This is a genomic window from Sphingobacterium sp. CZ-UAM, assembly GCF_002000245.1.
In the GTDB taxonomy this organism is placed as follows: domain Bacteria; phylum Bacteroidota; class Bacteroidia; order Sphingobacteriales; family Sphingobacteriaceae; genus Sphingobacterium.
This window is the reverse complement of sequence record NZ_MTCM01000001.1, coordinates 1,075,717-1,093,872: the sequence shown is the minus strand read 5'-3', so window position 1 is coordinate 1,093,872 and position 18,156 is coordinate 1,075,717. Positions and strand designations below refer to the sequence as shown.

10 protein-coding genes are annotated in these 18,156 nt (G+C 47.1%); 2 read left to right on the top strand and 8 right to left on the bottom strand.

Annotation, left to right across the window (positions count from 1 at the left end):
- Window position 1 precedes the first annotated feature (1 nt).
- Both BWD42_RS04720 and BWD42_RS04715 read left to right on the top strand, forming a co-directional pair.
- Window positions 2-1,453: a PKD-like family lipoprotein gene (locus BWD42_RS04720; protein ID WP_175991953.1), complete on the top strand. Its 1,452-nt coding sequence runs from the start codon at window positions 2-4 to the stop codon at window positions 1,451-1,453.
- A 33-nt stretch (window positions 1,454-1,486) separates the two neighbouring features.
- Window positions 1,487-2,629, top strand: a complete 1,143-nt coding sequence (locus BWD42_RS04715; protein ID WP_077433627.1) for a TlpA disulfide reductase family protein — start codon at window positions 1,487-1,489, stop codon at window positions 2,627-2,629.
- A gap of 139 nt (window positions 2,630-2,768) precedes the next feature.
- Here BWD42_RS04715 and BWD42_RS04710 read toward each other — a convergent pair whose 3' ends face one another.
- The 8 genes from BWD42_RS04710 to BWD42_RS04675 are packed head-to-tail and all read right to left on the bottom strand — an operon-like array spanning window position 2,769 to window position 17,984.
- A complete protein-coding gene (locus BWD42_RS04710; protein ID WP_254846175.1) occupies window positions 2,769-3,629 on the bottom strand; it encodes a sialate O-acetylesterase in 861 nt (286 codons plus the stop codon).
- A 55-nt stretch (window positions 3,630-3,684) separates the two neighbouring features.
- On the bottom strand, window positions 3,685-5,415 hold the full coding sequence (locus tag BWD42_RS04705) for an RICIN domain-containing protein (protein ID WP_077433625.1): 1,731 nt from the start codon (window positions 5,413-5,415) through the stop codon (window positions 3,685-3,687).
- A 31-nt stretch (window positions 5,416-5,446) separates the two neighbouring features.
- A complete protein-coding gene (locus BWD42_RS04700; RefSeq protein ID WP_077433623.1) occupies window positions 5,447-7,132 on the bottom strand; it encodes an endo-1,4-beta-xylanase in 1,686 nt (561 codons plus the stop codon).
- Window positions 7,133-7,155: 23 nt separating this feature from the next.
- The gene (locus BWD42_RS04695) at window positions 7,156-8,181 is read right to left on the bottom strand and encodes a DUF5627 domain-containing protein (RefSeq protein ID WP_077433621.1); all 1,026 of its coding nucleotides are present in this window, start codon (window positions 8,179-8,181) and stop codon (window positions 7,156-7,158) included.
- Window positions 8,182-8,197: 16 nt separating this feature from the next.
- The gene (locus BWD42_RS04690; RefSeq protein WP_254846174.1) at window positions 8,198-9,961 is read right to left on the bottom strand and encodes a RagB/SusD family nutrient uptake outer membrane protein; all 1,764 of its coding nucleotides are present in this window, start codon (window positions 9,959-9,961) and stop codon (window positions 8,198-8,200) included.
- Window positions 9,962-9,982: 21 nt separating this feature from the next.
- Window positions 9,983-12,862 (bottom strand): SusC/RagA family TonB-linked outer membrane protein, encoded by a 2,880-nt coding sequence (locus BWD42_RS04685; protein ID WP_077433617.1) that lies wholly within the window; start codon window positions 12,860-12,862, stop codon window positions 9,983-9,985.
- A gap of 27 nt (window positions 12,863-12,889) precedes the next feature.
- Window positions 12,890-14,788 (bottom strand): RagB/SusD family nutrient uptake outer membrane protein, encoded by a 1,899-nt coding sequence (locus BWD42_RS04680; RefSeq protein WP_077433615.1) that lies wholly within the window; start codon window positions 14,786-14,788, stop codon window positions 12,890-12,892.
- A 13-nt stretch (window positions 14,789-14,801) separates the two neighbouring features.
- A complete protein-coding gene (locus BWD42_RS04675) occupies window positions 14,802-17,984 on the bottom strand; it encodes a SusC/RagA family TonB-linked outer membrane protein (RefSeq protein WP_254846173.1) in 3,183 nt (1,060 codons plus the stop codon).
- Window positions 17,985-18,156 lie beyond the last annotated feature (172 nt).

The window sequence follows — 18,156 nt, the reverse complement described above, 5'->3', positions numbered from 1 at the left end:
GATGAAAAGAAATGTAAACAGGTTAAGAGCAATATTATTTTTTGCCATTGTGTCTTTAACCTTATTGGTTTTCGGTGGCTGTTATAAGGATAAGGGGAATTATGCGATCGATATGCCTGAGGGACCGCAGATTACAGGATTGGACACTTTGTATGAAGCTTCGGTTGGCGATAGTCTTATTATAGCACCCAAAATTACGGGTATCGATGCGGCTTCATTGAAATGTAACTGGCGCATCGATGTACCAGAGGCAGTTATCCCCGAAGCCAACCACTATGAAGGTCCTGCACTGCGCATCGTTTTTGGACTTCAGGCCAAGAGATACACAGCGCGTCTTACGGTGACCAATACGGCCAATGGAATGAAATATTTCTATAATTTCAAAATCCAGGGAGCAACGGCTTTTTCGCGGGGATCACTCGTGTTATCCGTCCAGAATGGGATCAGTAAGCTGTCCTTTATAAAACCTGACAATAGCGTACAAGCCAATATTTATGAGGCGATCAATCGCGAACCATTACCACCGGATCCGATGTATATCCACTACCTAAAAAACCAGTTCACGGGAAATACCCCATTAGGATACTGGATTATTTCCAAACGGGCAGGTGTGCGTCTCGATGTCAACAACTTAGTTAAAGAAGCGGTAAAACCCGGTACACTGCACGATAACTTTTTTCTGGCTCCAGCGACGATTGCTGTCGGAAATCTGATCGCCCATCCGCAAGGAGTAATGATGGGCGTCATCAATGGCAAATTTTATGGCGGAACAACGAATACCTGGGATCAATCAAATACCTATGGCATGTTTGGAACTTATGCGGATGGGGACTACGAATTAGCACCAGAAATTATATTGACTACGGTAGACAACAACTATAGTGTAATTGCTTTCGAAAAAAATAAAAAGCAGTTTATCCGAATCAATATATATGGTAGTCCGATGTATTTTGGTACACAGTATAGTCCCGTCAATACTGAATTTTTTGATCCAACAAAGGTGGGCATGGATCTGATTAAAATGGTACAGATCAATAACACGGATACCTACGCTTATGCGAAGGATAGTAGTGGTCAACTCTATGAACTGAAGTTCAATGCAAATTTTAATGGTCCGTTTATGGTCACGGCAATACATAAGAGACTCTTTATAAAACAAGAATGGATAAATACCGAAACAAAGATGGTGGCCACCCGCAATGGGTACATCTATGTGGCCTATAAAAATCAGGTGTTTCGCTATAATCCGCTCAATCAGCAGGTGGAACTGTTGAAGGCAGCCATCAAATCGGATGTCAGCCTGCTCAAATTGGATGATGATGAGAATACATTGATTGCGGGGGCAGAAGGTGCCCTGTATTATATGGACATCCGGGTAGGGAAAAACGGCGATCTGCTCAAAACAATTGACGGTCTTCCCGGAAATCCTGTGGATATGACCTGGCGTAAGTAAAAAAAGAACAATATAACATCTAATCATATAAACATGAAAAATTTAAAAATAGCTGCCTTAGCGCTGGCATTTTTGCCCTTGACATCTTTTGCGCAGCAAGCGGGCTTTCTGATCAAGGGAACTGCACCAAAAGCTTTCAATGGCAAAAAAGTATATCTCGATTATACAAAAGATGGATTTCCAGCCTCGGATTCATCGGCTATCGTGGATGGCAAGTTTAGTTTCAAAGGAACCGTAGAGGAGCCCGCTTACTCCCGAATGGTGTTTGATCAGGACGGTAAGGGGAAATTGATCGCACAAAATATTGGCGATCGGTTATATTTTTATTTGGGCAATGAAACCTACAACATGACTATCAAAGATTCGCTGCGTACCGCTGCGATAATAGGATCGCCATTGCATAATGCCTACGTCGCTTACTTAAATGAAATTGGCGGTGGTTTTATGGATATCATTGATGCGGGGAATAAGGCCTTTTCGGCCGTAAAGCAGGATGCTCCTGATGCCAACGCGCAGTATAAGGCTATCCATGAAAAGTTTGAGGCGCGGTTTGAAGCCCGGCGGGTAAAAGAGCTGGCATTCGCTGCCAAAAATCCCAATTCCATCTTTGCGGTGGACGCGCTTATTGATGCAGCCAATAAACGCAAGCTCAGTGAAATTGAACCTTTGTTTTTGAAGCTGTCCAAGGAGGTGCGTCAAATGACAAATGCGCGGCAGTTGGAAGCACGTTTTTTGGCGGAGAGAAGTGTGAAAATCGGTAATAAGGCACCTAATTTTTCCCAGCCGGATACGGAAGGAAAATTGGTCAGGGTATCCGATTTTAAAGGTCAGTATGTGCTGATCGACTTTTGGGCAAGCTGGTGTAGTCCCTGCCGTGCTGAAAACCCCAACTTATTGAAGGCGTACAACAAATATAAAAATAAGGGCCTGGAAGTGCTCGCGGTTTCGCTGGATGATACAAAAGGAAAAAATGCCTGGTTAAAGGCCATTAAGGATGATGGATTGCCTTGGATACATGTCGCCGATCTAAAGGGCTGGAGCAATGAGGCAGCAGTGCTGTATGGCGTGCGTGCCGTACCGCAAAATTATCTGGTGGATCCTCAAGGAAACATTGTCGCCATCAATATCAAAGGTGAACTGTTACACCAGGAATTAGCCAAAATTTTTGGAAATTAAAGGACAAAACCATGTACTGTTATTGCCTTAAGCCATCAAGGATACTATTATTAGAACGAATGGCCATATCGATCATGATGTGTATCACTATGGCTGATTATCTGTAAAGGCTAGGGATTGATTCCCTAGCTTTTTTATTTCATTGCTTTTTCAGCAATTTAAGCATGCTTGCCGCATAGTTCTTGCCCAGCTGTCGGTATCCCGCAGGACTGAAATGTAGTCCGTCGCCAATACCTGCACAGCCTTTAGAGGAGATGATATGGGCAGTAGGGATCGTTGCCGGCAGGGTCTGGATAATGCTGTTCATGCTAGCGCATTTCCCTCCGGCTTCGGCCGATAGGAGTTCGCCGGCAAGCAGCGGGACATCTTGGGCTTTCAGCTGTAAATCATGTAAGAGGTTTTCATAGACTTTTTTCACTTTATCGGGCCATTGGCGATCGCCGGTGTTGGACTCACCCTGATGAAGCAAAATCCCTTTGATAACACCTTTCTGCTGTGCCATCCGGGCTAGCGCCACCAGTCTCTGATAAGGATTGTTGTCATAGGCAGCAAGCATGGATTTCATCCACTCCGGTGCCCTTGCGACATAGCTCGCGCTGCTGTCCTGATCAAACAATTGAATGTGGCAGCCGCCTACCGAAACATTGATGACACCGACCTCAATATTCTTGGGAAGATTTTCAACAAGCGTTCGGCCAAAATAATCTGCAGGTGTAAGTCCGGTATGGCAGCGTGTAAGCGGTGCCCGGGCGGGAGACCATTGGCCATATTGCCGCCCTAAGTCGGGACAGTCTACTGCCGACAGTAGCTGGAAACGTTCGAGGGCAATGGTATCCTGGGCTTCGAATTGGCCGTGTCCCTCCATATTGGATTGCCCAAAACAAAGGTAAATATGAAAGTTTTTGTCTTGGGCAAAGCTGGCTGTACTCGAAAAATTGCATGCCATGATGAGCAATAGCAGGACTTTAAAATGTATTTGTCGCATGGTGAAGGTTTTCATGTTTTTAAAATTAAGCTATTTCGCGGTAAGCTTGCTTACCGCGAAAAGATAACCTTTAATTCATCGCTATAAATTTGAATTTAAACAATTGACAGGATGTACCGTAGTAATCCCAAAGATGCAGATTGGAGTTGCCATCCATGGTACAGTTGGGTATATCCCAACCGCGTGTGGCATCGACCTTTGAGGTAATTTTGTAATAGCCATTGGCTACAGCGGTGACCTTCCAGGCCTGCGCATCATTGCCATAGTTTTGCCAGAGCCGGATGGCAGTTCCGAGCGCGTTGCTGTTACTCGCCAGGTCAATACAGCGATTGCTGGCGCTTGCTTTGGAAACAAAGCGCCAGTATCCATTGCCTGCATCGATCGCTACCCAGCGCTGTGCATTTGCGCTATTTCGGGTCCAGGGTCGGAGTACTGCGCCGTTGGCATCTTCCCCTGATTTCAAATCAAGTACTTTGTTGGCATCAGTCTGAAATTCGATTTCGTAAACCCCATTATTCACTAGGCTAGTGATAGTGCAGTTAGACATGGGATAATTGGAGGTGGCATATTGCTGAAACCACTGTTTTGCAGGAGCTGCGCAGGCCTCCCAATCGTTGTTATAGGCCGTACCGGCATTGGGATCTCCTTTGTGAAGCAGATTGTCCGGAGCGAGTAGGTTCCAGCTTACGTTGCCGGACTGGTCGACGATATATTTTAGATTGGCACCAAAACCGTTTCCGCCCGCTGTACCTGTGGTTCCGGTACCGAAAGTGCCGTATCCCTGTGGCGCCCAGTCGGTCTCGGTAATGGCGATTGGCGCAATGTCAGCAATAGGTTTGACATTGGTATTCCAGGCATTCTGAAAAGCTTGATAGGTATTGACACCACCCCAGTATCCCGGGTAGATATGCACGGCGTAGCCGATGTTGCCGCCGGTAATCTGGTTATTGACATAACCCTGGTAATGGGATTGCCAGCCGGTGCCGGGTATCCAGCAGACATTATTGGCTCCGTTGTTACGGATGATGTTGACCAGGGGCTGAAAGAAATTTTTCAATGCAGCAAAATGTTCGTTGCCCGTCATTCCCCAGGTACCGTTTGTCCCCAGGATCTCAACCGGTTCATTAGCCAGCTCAAACATCACATTGTCTGCATTTTTCAGGGCAGCGTGCTGCGATAGGAAAGTCCAGACGGTCTTGAGATAAGTATGGTAGGCATCATTGACCGCGATACGGTGCGGACATACACCCGGAGGACGCAAGATGACATACATCCCCCGGCTGCGGGCATGGTTGATCAAGGGGATAATGACCTGGTCGGTGTAGGTAACCAGGCGGTTGTAGTTGAACCTGGAGATGTCGTTTTCGGGAATAGGCGACCCTGGATCATTGGTCCAATATGGATCAATATGTAGACGAATATAATTCAGGTACCAGCCGTCGGCGGCGCTGCTGAGCTTGTCCATGACCGCCTTGTTATAATTGAGCGCGCCCTGCACATTGTAGTTGTCCCAGGTGCAGTAGCCTGAGTTGGCGCCATACTGGCAGCCATTGAACCAGGGGCTAGGCGTAATGGCTACCCCATGCAGGACAATGTTATTGTCACAGGGGTCTTTGAGGTACTTTCCGCCTACATGTAGGGTCGGGGTCGGCCTTGGCCAGTTTGTCACCGCTTGGGCGGAAACATTGGCCTTAAGACTTCTTTCGGATTCACTGATCAGTGTTTTTTCTTCCAGCCGCGAACAGCTGGAAAGAAGGGCCAATAAAAAGATCAGCAGTAACCACTTGTTGTTTGTTCTCATAATTTAACTATTTAAAGGGTGATTAATGATCTTATTTTTTTGCGGACAAGGCCTCAGCAACAGCCTGATAGGCGGGCTTTCGGACAAATCCTTCGGTCCATAATCCGATCGGTTCTCCGCGCCGCCAGAATGAACTTTCCTGATCTGGACTATCCAAGGGGCTCCATAGGGTGATACCGTACTGTTTATCCTTGGGAATGATCTCGCGGTATTTCTCGACGACAAATTTGTACAGGTCAGCCTGTTTCTGATACATTTCAGCGGTCGCATTGCTGGTTTTGATGCCATCTCCCAGGCCAATATCAAGCTCAGATACTTTGATCAGCTTGCCCGTGGCGGCCAATAGATTGAACATACTCACGATGTTATCTTTGCTCGTATGGATATCGATGTGCATCTGGGTGCCGATCCCATCCACTTTAGCGCCTTTGCTTTCGATGTAGCTGACATAGGCGATGAGCCCTTTGCATTTGTTGCCACTGCCTTCTAAGCCATAGTCATTGATGAATAGGAGATCATTGGCGTTGCCATATTTGCGGGCAAACTGGAAGGCTTTCACGGCATAATCCTTACCCAAGTAATCCTGCCAGTAGAATTCATCATCCGCCAGATCGCTTTTGCCGACTCCCGTTTTTAGGGCATATTGGTCCGGCCAGTCTGACATGGGTTCATTGACCACATCCCAGGCTTTGATATAACCTTTCGTTTTCTCAAGCATACCGGCAATAAATGTTTCCAGCGCTTTACTGAGTATAGCTTCTTTCTCGGCAGCTGTTTTCTCGATCGTGCTACCCCCGGGGCTGCCATAACCTTCGCCATCGGCGGACTGTGCCCTGGTGGAATTGTTTCCCCAGCCAAACCAGCCGTCAATATTGTTTTCAAAATCACTGTTGGCAATGAGGCTTGCCGAACTGCCTGTTTTTGTCAGCACAACCTTGTCAATGAAAATGCTGCCATCGTATTGGCCAAAATTGATGATAAAACGGTTACGTGCTGCGGTTGCGGTCACTTTAAGTTCGTACGCTTTGTAGCTTGTCGTTAAAGCCAATGACCCCATATTGTCGCCGGTATAATTGGAGGTGCTCTGCAGATCAATCCCAATGTTGCCCGCTTTACTGCCCCGGGCCACAATCTTCAATACATATTCTTTCCCTATTTCCGTCAGGTTAATGTCTGTGGCTGTCTGTGCTTCCCAGGCATTGACGACAGCAGGGTTGCTCATTTTTAAGGCATGACCAGCGAGGGCTGGCCCGCCGGAACCTGGTATAACCACAGGGGCGATTAACTTATTCAGGTAGGCGGCATGCTGTCCCGAATGCCAGCACAGCGTGTGGCCATAAAGGGCCATGTTGTTTTCCTGTGCGGCCCTGATCAGCTGTTCGACGCGTGATAGATTCAGGCTTCCGTCGGCTTGTACAATGGAACCATGCTTCATTTCATAGCCCATCACCATTTCTTCGAAATTGCGGTTGGCCAGTCGGTAAAGTACCCCTTTGTTAAAGTAATCATTCATATTGAGTGCTACACCAAGCTTAAAACCGGGATTTGCCTGTTTGTCTAAATAGCTTTTTAGGGGATTGTAGGCATCTATATCTTCTTGCTCCAGCACTTTCTCCGGTTTTTCGACAGCATATTCCAGGGCTTGATATTTGGAACAGGAACTCCAGACGGTACCGAACGAAAGTAGGAAAACGAGCGTTTTATTGATTTTTTTCATCGTTGTTCATGATTGAATTGCTATTACTTTTTGACGGGCGTAAAAGTTTCCATTTTCACCGACCTGTCCCGCATCACGAGGGTGTCCTTGCTGCTGATGCTCATTTGTGCCATATCGATTGTATAGGCTAGATAAAGTGCATCCCGGTCGGCATTGCCCCAGCTGTTTTTTTCGCCCCGTTTGACAAACTTTCCACTTCCAGTAGCGGATATACCGGCACTGGCCGAACTGATGCTACAGGTATTGTCCTCCTTAAAAGTTAGGTTCAGGTTGACATTGATATTGACATCACCAGCTCCCTTAAAAGATAGGGGCAAGACCGATCTGTTAAGTGCTGCAGTGCTGACATTTTTGACTTCGTCTTTTTCGACATAGGCCTGGTGTCGGACAACATCTTTAGTCAAGTTGCTGTTGGCCCCTTTGCCAACAATCTGGTCGGTACCCCGGCGAAGGTAATTGCCATGCCAGGTATTGATATATTTGAGGGCATAAAAGATAAAATCTTTTGGCGCGACATCCCAGTCGGAAGCAATAGCCCTATGGGCAGTCTGTAGGGAAGTTTTACCGGCGAGGATGGAATCGGCGTTGGCAACTTTTGTCATCCTTAGGGGGAGGACGTAATAGGTCTCGAGGGATTTGGGGTCGGCAAAAAATGCGTCGGTCAGCTGCACCTCCACGCCACCCGTGAGACTACCGCTCGGGATGCTGATCTGGTTGCTGGCAATCTGATAATAATTGTCAGGCAATGCGGTCACGGCCTGCCCATTGGGGTAGCTGAGTCCATGTGTGAGACTGTTGTCGACAACGAAGTCGATACGGATATCTTTCTTGTTGTCGTAAACGCCAGCCGTGGTGGCCATGACTTTGACCTTATGTTGGTTGTCGAGGCTATTGTCAAAGATGTCTTCGCCCAGGGTTACCGTTCTGATGGGGGTCTGGTAAGCGAAGTATACGGATTGAAATTCAAAGTCCGGGAACTCCCAGTCATTATTTTTGCAGGACGCCAGGCTTACTAAAGCCATCGCGTAGAGGATATTGATTTTTTTCATCGTGTGCATGTTAAGTTTAATTCCAGCCTGTATTTTGTACAAGATTGCTGTATTTAAGTACCTCACTGTAGGGAATTGGGCCGTAATTCATATAGGCTTCATAGAGTCTATTTTCCACAGGTATTTCGGTATAGTTGTTATTGCTGATACTCATGCCCTTTGCAGCGACATTGATATCCATTTTCCAACGGCGGAGATCCCAAAAGCGGAATCCTTCAAAGCAAAGCTCCAGCCGGCGTTCGTTCCGGATCAGCTGCCGCATCTGATCTTTATTGTTTTTGACCTGCTCCAGGTAGGGATCGCCATTGTTGCTGCCTACACCTGCACGCCGGCGGATCGCTTTGATGATATCGTAGGCGGAGAACGTAAAGGTCCCCATGCCCGTAGGTCCCCAGGCTTCATTGGCCGCCTCGGCATAGGCCAGATACATCTCCGTCATACGTATACGGGCATTGAAATGCATTTGCTGGGTAGAAGATGAAGGATTGAGGTTGACATCCTGACGCAGGAGCTTTTTCAGGTAATACCCCGTCCGTGTGGATGTTTCGACTTTGTTCAGGCCATCATTTGTCGGACTATTGGCTGTCGTATTGATCGCCGTATTGCTGACACCTGCTGTGGCACCATTGACAATAATATAGGCCTTCAATCGGGGATCCCGCTTATCGTAAGGATTGGCTTTATTGTAGGCCGAATTGGCATCGGCAATGGGATAGCCATTCTCCATAGGGAAGGCATCGACCAGGTTCTGCGTGGGGTTGAGCCGGCCTCTGCCAAATAAGGTGGGCGGAAAATGGTCTTGCTCCATGCTGTTGCTATTTCCCTTGTCTGTGCGCCAAAGAATTTCGGCCGGATTGGATCCGGAGGTTAAGCCATCCACCACCTCCTTATTGTACCAGGTAAACCCTTTGGGGTCGATACCACTGGCACCACCTTTGGCCTGGATGACCTGTCCCGCATAGGTCGCGGCTTGCTCCCAGGTCGTTTTGCTGCCTTCACTATAGGCCGGACTTGCTGCCAATAGCGCTGCCCTGGCACGTATCGCCTGTGCAATGCGTTTGGTCATCCGTAATTTGAACGTGGAGCCAAATACACGATTGTAGTCATTGGCATTTACGGATCCTGCATATTTGACCGGGACCTGGCTGTCGTTGCTGATATTCTCATAATCCATCGGCAATAGTTCCTCTGCTTTTTTGATATCGTCGTACAACTGCTGCATGCAGGCTTCAAATGAAGCCCGAGGTTGATTGAAATCCGAATTGACGGTCTCGGGAGTCAAATGGATCGGTACGCCCAGGATTTCTCCTGTGCTTGACTTACCGGCATGCGCCTGTAGGAGATGGAACATAAACAGCGCACGAAGGCCATAGGCTTCACCTTTCATCCGGTCGTTGAACAGGACGCTGACTTTTGGTTCCATGGCCCATTCAACCTGATCCGTCAAGGACAAAAAGTTGTTCAGGTATTGAATGGCTGCATAGCTGTTGCGCCACTGGTCAAAGGGGTTGTTGATACTTGTCCACTGGCCGGTTGCCGTTTTTAGGAAAGTATTGTTCTTATCGTTGCTCACCGCATTGTCGGTTGCGACCTCATCAAAGCTGTAGCTATTGCTGGGAATCCGGTTGTATCCGTTTAAAAGCAATCCCTGGGCATATAGTGGGCGGCTATTGGCGGTTTCAATTTCAAGATTATTCTCCAGAGCCGGCTCAAACATATCTTCGCAGGAAGAAAATAACAGGCTGCTCAGGATAGCTAGGGTTAGTATTTTTTTCATCATTCTCATTTTACCTATTCATGATTAAAATAAAGCCTTTAGGCCGACGTTGAAGAATCGGGTTTGAGGCGCTTGTCCAACATTCAGTTGCATGGTTTCTTTTTCCTTTGCAATCATCAACAGATTGGATCCATTGGCGTAAATACCTAATTCATGGATAAATTTGGAGTGGAGTATGCGTTTGGGAAAATCGTAGGAAAGCTGCACTTTGGACAGGTTGATGCGATCGGTTTTATAGAGCCAAAAGTCGGAGCTTCGAAAGTTGTTATCACTGTTGAAGGTGGTCAGGCGCGGATAAGTCGCAGTCTCTTTGGTAGACTCTGTCCAGCGGTCGCGGACGAGCACCGAGTATTTATCTTCCGCATCTACCCAAAAGTAGGAACTGTTTTTCATGGCCTTGGCACCAAATTGGCCTGTAGCGGCAGCAAATAGGCTGAAGTTGTTCCATTTGACTGTCAGGTTGAGTCCCAATGTAAGCGGAGCTCCGCTCCATCCGCCTTTGCCCAGATAAACTTCGTCCCGCGTATCGATCGTGCCGTCCCCGTTTTGGTCTTTATATTTAATATCGCCGGGTTTTACCTCACCAAATGAAGAGAAGGCCGAATTGTCAATGTCGGACTGGCTCCTATAAAAACCATCATGCTGTAAACCCCATAATGCATCCAGCGGTTTCCCGGCTTTATTTTGATAGCTAAACTGATAGAGCTCATCCCTTTTTACGGCCTTCGTCGTATAGTACATACCGTTGAACCCCAGGGACACAAAAGTTTGGTTTATCTGCTTGTTCAGATTGATACCAAAGTCGACACCCCGGCGTTCGTCACTGTTGTAATTGATGTAGGGAAGATCCGAGTAAACGGGCCAACCGGTCATAAAATACATCGGATATTGCGTTTCCGCTTGTACCAAACCGCCGCTCATGCGGTTAAAAAAGTAAGATGTATTGAAGGTGATCAGGTTATGGTAAAGTCCGCCTTCAAGACTGAGGTTAAATTCCTTGCGTTTTGGGAATTTCATGTTTGGATTGTCACCTCTACGTCGGTCAAAAGAGTGTACCAATGCGCCATCTGCCCAGCTATACCAGGCTCCATTGTTGTAGGTATAATAGCCCTGATACAGGAAATAATCGCTGATGTCCAGGTCGGTGTTTAAAATACCGGCCGAAGCGGACAATCTTAGCTCATTGACAACAGTACTGTTGGCGAGAAAGTTTTCTTTTGACAGGCGCCAGGCAAGAGCCAGTGTCGGGGAGAGGGCCTGCCTGTTTCCCGCTGGCAATTTCGCTGAATGGCTATAGGCGCTACTGAAGTCAACATAATATTTACCGGAATAGTTGTAGCCTAACTGTAGCCCCAGGTTGGCATTGCTGAGTTTATGGTAACTGCCCGAGGCAGCGATCTGAAAGGCATTGGCCAATAGAATTGCCGAAACATGGTGCTTGCTATCATACGTGCGGTTAAAGTTCAGGGAACCATTGAGCCCGATGGTCTGCCGATAACTGCTGTTGCTGATATTTTGGATCCCCGATATGCGGTCATCCCCATATTTTGTAAGACCACTGATCCGGTCTTTTCCGTCATAGTTGTTCCATGAAGCTTGATATACTGCATAATTGTTGTTGTAGGCCTGATTGTAATTGGACTGATAGTCCACGGCGAGGTTGGTTTTGAAAACCAGGCCTTCCAGGATATTTTTCAAGTCGAAATTCAAACCTGTATTAAATTGAAACTGCCGGTTAAGATAGCGGTTTGTGCCGCCTGCATAAATGTTAGCAAAGGCATTGGTCTGGTCGAGCTGACTTCCCCCCAGCAGGTACTTGCCATCGATCAGAAAATTACTGTTGTTGACATATACCATCGAATTGAGGTCGCCTTCTTCGATCATATCGATCGGGATGAGCGGCGAGAAGCGATGCGGTCGTATATTGGCCGCAGCCTCCCAATAGTTTGCATTCACACCCTTGGAAATATAGAAGCTGGCTGCTGCATCGACATTTAGTGAGATGATATCGCTGACTTTAACGTCGATATTACCACGCATATTAAATCGATTGGCACCACCATTTTTTTTCGCCTGCCCAAAATTGAGCATGGCTCCTTCAGACCAAAAACCAAAGTTGGTATAGTACTGCGCGCGCTGATTGCCGCCTGAGATTTCGGCAGTCGCATCATAGCGGTAATAATGATCTTTGATATAGTCCGGGGAATAGTAATCGACATTTGGGTAACGAAAGGGATTTGTCCCGGCTGCATGCTGGTAGATGGTTTCGGCGCTATAGAGTGCCGAAAGACCGTCATTTTGGCGGGCTTCATTATACAATGTCATATACTCTGCTGAGCCCAGGTATTTTGGATAACTGATCGCCGCATTGACACCAGCATTGGCCCTGATTTTCACCTGCTGACCGCCAGCTTTCCCGCGCTTGGTGCTGATGCTGATCACGCCTTTGGCTGCCCGGCTTCCATAGAGTGCAATGGCATTGACTCCTTTTAGCACACTGATCTGTTCGATCTCCGTCGGCATAACGTTATTGGCATCGCGCGGGAATCCATCCACTAAGACCAGATAACCGCTCATCCCCCAAATATTACCGTTATATCCGGGAAGAAAGGCATCTAGATTTTCCAGGCTGTGGGTATTGTAGCTCTTGTCGAGCAATTGCGGGATATTGATGGTCTGCACATTGCCCATAAGATCTTTTTTCTGGACTTTGCGGAATGCGACCTGTACAAGTGCCGTACTGTCTATGCCGCTACTGTCCGGAGCTGCGGCAGTCAAAAATGTCCGGAATATATTTTTAGTTTGTCCAGGGCTTGGATCAAGGGATGCTTTGGCCATTCCTTCCGTGGTGGCGATCCAGCTTAATCCAAGACATAGTGCTATCGTTAATTTTTTGTACTTCATTTTTTGAATGATTAAATGAAAAACTTGTTACCAGCCTGGGTTCTGATAGAACTCGGGATACATATTGACATCTCTGACCTTTAGGGGTAACCAGTAATGTTTGCTCGTAAATTTGCGTTCCACAAGAATATGCTCCTTGATGTTGACCACGCGATTCTGAGACGGATCTTGATTATTAAATGTTCCTGCTCGATCAAAGGAAACTGCTTTCTTTAGGGTGTAAGGTGCTTCAGTCAATAACAACCAGCGGCGCAGATCATTAAAGCGGTGGCCTTCGAAGGCAAGTTCCACCGCGCGTTCGCGGCGTAGCTCGGGGAGCAGGGCGGCTGCGGAGCTGAGAAATTTGCTGTCGACATGGCCCACGCCGGCCCGGTCGCGTACGATATTGATGGCATCGACGGCTGTTTTGCCGTAATTGTCTGCTTTGCCGCTGGCCGAATTGAAAGCCATCAGGGCAGATTCGGCATACATCAGATAGACATCTGCAAGGCGCATGTAAGGAACGTAAATATGAAGATTGGTACCGTAACTATAGGCCTGATCATATTTATTGGATGTTAAAGGAATAAATTTGCGCAAGACGTAGCCCGTCTGACTGCCGGTGCGGGTATCCCGATAGCTTCCGCCCGTGAATAGATTAGCGTAACGGTTTTTTTCTTCGGATGCCGACATATTTCCCTGAACGACTTTTGCACCGTCAAAAATAATGTCCTTATAAAAGCGTGGGTCGCGATCTTTCCAGGGATATTCGGCATTGTATCCCGACTCAGCATCAGACTGGGTAATGTCCTTGATCGGTAAGCCGCTTTTCATGCCATAGTAATCGACATAATTTGCGGTTGGGATAAATTTAAGGTCGCCATCTCCAACCTCCAGTGGGATGTATTGCTTGCTCGTTCCCCAGTTAGAAACCCATGCATCAATATAAGGGCCTCTAAAAATAGCTTCTGTACTACCTGGCATAGCCCAGTTTTGTCCCGTGGTGTAAAAGTTTAAATGAATATTGGACAGGGGTACCAGCGCATAATTTGTCTGCCCGCTCTCCACAAGGGACAGCAATTCGCCAAAGACCTGAGCAGCTTTTTTACAATAATCGGCCTGATAGGTTTTACTTCCGGTAGACTGAAAATTCATCAGTGGACTTCCTGCCCAAAGGTAGTTCTTGCCGAGATAGGCCAGTGCCATGATTTTATTGATGCGCAATTGGTTTTTACCGAGTGTACGCTGTCCAGCAATTGTATTGTCCCAATCAATCGGCAGGAGGTCGGCCGCTTCCCTAAAATCGGCAGCGGCAAGGTCCGCACAGGCCTGGTAGCTAAGTCTGGGCAACCGGAGCTTTTCGTCACTTGGAAGTACATAATTGATGTAGGGCATACCGCCAAAATATTCCATCAGGCGGTGGTGAAACCAGCCCCGGAAAAATAACAGTTGCCCCTTGATCAGGTTCTTTTCCTCCTGTGTGGCTTCGGTCAGTTTGTCGATATTTTCTAGGCCAAGACTTATTTTCCGAAGCCCAAACCAGGCGGCGCTCCATAGATCGCGAAAGGCACGGTTGCCGAATACATCGTTGTTGTTGGTGGTAAAGTCACCCTGATCCATCCAACCGGCGCCCCAGCCATCAAACTCCCTTTGCCAGCCCCAAAAATTGCCTTGGTCTATTTTGTTTACAAAATGGAAATTGTTCGCTGTGGAGGTTATTTCATCCTCACCCCAGTTCCAGGAGTTGGTCCAGTAGTTGTTGCTGAAATTGACCACGCAGTTATACAGTTCTTCTGTATAGCCCTGGAAGTTGATAAAGTTTTTAAATGCTTCTTTGGATGATACATTGGACTGTTCCTCTTTATCTAGATATTTATTGCAGGAGAGTAATGATGTGGAGGACCACAGCACACCCGTTATAAAAATTACCTTGAAATATTTTTTCATCTGTCTAATTGCTTTAAAAAGTAATGTTTGCACCTAGATTAAACCGCTTTACCGTAGGATAAGCTCCTTGGGAAGCCCAACCTGTACCGGCGTAATTGGATTCCCGGTCATCCGGCATTTTCGACCAGAAGACCAGGTTGTTGCCATTCAGAAATAGGCGGAGATTTTGAAGCCCCAGGCGCTTGATTACGCCGGATTCGCGATTGAAATTATAGGCAATTTCCGCTGTCTTCAATCGAATGTATGAGCCGTCAAACATATACCGGTTGCCAGGAGCATAACTACTCTGTTGTGATAACCATCGTGGGAGTGGCACATCGGCATTGATATTGTCCTTTGACCAGTAGGATCCCTCATCGTAGGCCAAATTAAGTTGCCCCGAGAAACTATTGAAGACAACCTGACGAGTGACATTGTTGACAGCATACCATTGCGTCATAACACTAAAATTCTTCCAGTCAAAGCCAACCGTACAATTGTAGGTGTTTTGTGGAACGGAGGGAAAGGCATAGGGGATATTGTCCTTGGCATCGATAATACCATCAGCGTTATAATCCAGTATGTGATAATTGCCGGGAAGCTTAGCGAGGTCATTGCTTTCGTGTATGGTGCTGCCATAAAGTTCATCCCAGGTATTGTAATATCCGGAGCTGACATAGGAATAGGTTTGACTCACCTGTTTGTTGTCCGGTTTTTGATATTCGGGCAGCAACTCAGGAGCATCGGCATTGATAACTTTATCCTTGGCATGGGTAAAATTGATATCGGCCCATATCCGCCAATCGGGGTTGAGCTGTTTATTGAATTTCAGTTCGACCTCGTAACCTTTATTTTCTACTTCACCGAGGTTGGCCGTTGGGGCCTCCACGCCGAAATAGGAGGGAATGGACCTTCCGCCACCCGTGATCAGTACGTTCGTCCGATGATCCTTGAAAAAATCTACCTTTCCGGAAATCTGTCCGTTAAACAGTCCGAAGTCCACGCCGAAGTTTAACTTTTTCACTTTTTCCCAGCGGATATTTGGGTTGCCAAGCACATTTTCTTTATACCAGATGTATGGACTGGTATTTCCATCCGAGTAGGAAAACCGACCGTCGACACCCATTCCTGAAGTACCGCCGTAAGCCCATTGGGTTAAATAGAGAAATTGTCCACCACCACTATCGTCGCCGATATCCCCATAGGAGCCACGCAGCTTTAAAGTGTTCAAAAAGGATAAAGGTTTCATAAACTCTTCTTCCGAAACTAACCAGCCGACACCTCCTGAATTAAAAAAGGCAAATCTGTTTTCGGGAGCGAATTTCTCCGATCCGGTATATGCGCCATTATACTCGAGCATATATTTGTTTTTATAGTTGTAGGTCGTGCGGAATACCCAGTCTTCGCGATAGGAAGGGACGGTGCTCCCTCTTCCGTATTGATTGCGGTTGACTAGTCCCATCGCCGAAATATTGTGCTGTTGAGCAATGGTCGTCGCGTAATTCAATTGCAACTGATAAAATAATCTTCTGTAAGTGAGTCTGTCGTCGACAAATCCTGCTCCCGTCGTCCAGTCAATACCTTCCACAAAATCAAATCTATTGGTGCCATCGAAAGGAATCTGGTAGGTCGGAAGTCCGGTTTTGGGATCTATCCACTTGCTTTGGGTGTTGTTATTCGCGTCGTTGATACCACGGTTGGCTTCAACAAAAGTGTTGTCCAGCGACAGTGTTCCACGCACATTCAGTCCTTTTGCTAAAAATTTAAGGTCTTGCTCGAGTGTAAAATCTGTTGTAATGCGGCTTGTAGTCGTATACTCCGTTCCGCTGATGGCCAGTACACGGGCAGAGTTTATTCCGGCATTCGGGTTTGGCGCATTAAATCCCCAGGTGCCATCGGAATAACGTGGGTAAATAACATCCGGGGCAACGGTGTAGGCCGCAATCCAATAGGAATAATTATTGCCACCGCCAAAGGGACTTTTCCGGACAGCACGTGAACCCGCGAGATTTGTTGAAAATTTCGTTGTTGGCGTCAGCTGGAAATCCAGATTAGACCGTACATTGAGCCGGTTAAAGCCATAGCCGGCTTTATAGCCCCTGGCGTTTTCAAACTGGCGGAACATATCGCCTTCGTATAGATAATCCGCATTGGCAAAGTATTTGACAAATGGGGTGCCACCCGCAATATTCACACTGCTATTTTGCGAAAATGCCTGACTTCTAAAGAGTTCTTTTGCCCAATCGGTATTTACATAACGTTCTCTTTCGGTTTGGTCAGCCGGGAAACGGTATTTATTGATGATATCCTGCGGGGTATAATCGGCCCAACTGGCAGGGTTGATGCCCAGTTCATACGCAATGACCTTGTTGCGCAGCAGCAGTGCATCGTAAGAATCCATTTTACCCGGAAGCTGGGAAACGGTCTTAACAATGTTATTGACGGTACCACGTATCAGCATTTGGCCTTCTTTACCCCGCTTGGTGGTGATCAAAATAACGCCGTTGGCCCCTCGAACGCCATAAACAGCAGTTGCCGAGGCGTCTTTGAGTACAGAGATCGTTTCGATAGAACTGATGTCAACCGCAGATAAGGGTCGTTCCACACCATCTACCATGACTAAGGGATCGGTGTTATTCCAGGTGCTGCGCCCGCGGATCACAATACGGGGATCTTCCTCTCCGGGCATACCTGTACTTGCTGTGGTAATTACCCCCGGCACGTTACCGGTCAATGCAGCTCCTACACTGGAAACACCGCCAGCGCGTTCTAAAATCTTGCCTGAAGTCTGCGCGATAGCGCCAACAACGGTTTCCTTTTTCTGGCGGCCATAACCGACTACCACCGTTTCTTCGATTTCGATGGCCTTATCGCTCAGCACTATTTCTACGTTGTTCTTATTGTGGATATCGACTTCCAATTGGCCGTATCCCAGCTTGGAAACCGTCAACAAATGATTGGCTTCCGGTACCTGGATCGTAAAAGCTCCGTTGTCATCGGTAGCTGTGGCCAGCGATGTGCCTTTTACCCTAATGGAAGCGCCGCTTACTTTTTTGTGGTTGCTATCGACGACAACGCCCCTGATCTGCCTTTTGGCCTGGGCATAGAGTGTTGCTTGTCCCACATAAAGCAGGAACAGCAGTAAAGTGAACGGTTTAGCTATACCCCATAGCTTTTTCCAATGCCTTACTTGTGAGATTGTACATATAATCATCATCGCATGTTGATTGATAAATAGGTTGAAGAATGATTGGTTAATTTTTCTTGAACTGGTTAGGTATGATGATACCTATGTTCGCGTGGTTCATTTGGCAAAAATGAACTGTCATTTAGGGACCGTTCTGTGCTATCATATTTTTGTTTAATAATTGGTTTATTTTCCCGATCTT